This is a genomic window from Pseudomonas sp. IT-P74, from assembly GCF_949768175.1.
Lineage (GTDB): Bacteria > Pseudomonadota > Gammaproteobacteria > Pseudomonadales > Pseudomonadaceae > Aquipseudomonas.
On sequence record NZ_CATKQD010000067.1, the window covers coordinates 1 to 335 of the forward strand.

The 335-nt window shown below is 64.2% G+C and carries 1 protein-coding gene; it reads left to right on the top strand.

Annotated elements, in window-relative coordinates; all coding sequences use genetic code 11:
• A partial coding sequence (locus tag ACM6J5_RS24205; protein ID WP_414929481.1) for a VCBS domain-containing protein occupies positions 1-335 on the top strand: 335 nt, incomplete at both ends.

Below are 335 nucleotides of genomic sequence, written 5' to 3' on the forward strand. Positions count from 1 at the left end.
TCGTCGACACCACCGGCCAATGGACCTACACGCTGGCCAACGGCAGCGATGGCGTTGCCAGTGCAGTGCAGTCGCTGAAGGCGGGCGAGAGTCACAATGAGGTGTTTACGGTGCAGGTCAGTGACGGCCTGGGCGGCGTGGACACCCAACTGGTGACCGTCACCGTCACCGGCAGCAACGACGCACCGGTGCTCAGTTTCGTGGCGGGCAACGAGGCCGGCGCGGTGCAGGAAGACGGCACGCTCAGCGTGAATGGCCAGTTCAACTCGGCCGACATCGATCACGACGCCACAGCGACCTGGAGCATCAATGGCTCCTCAACAGGCACCTACGGT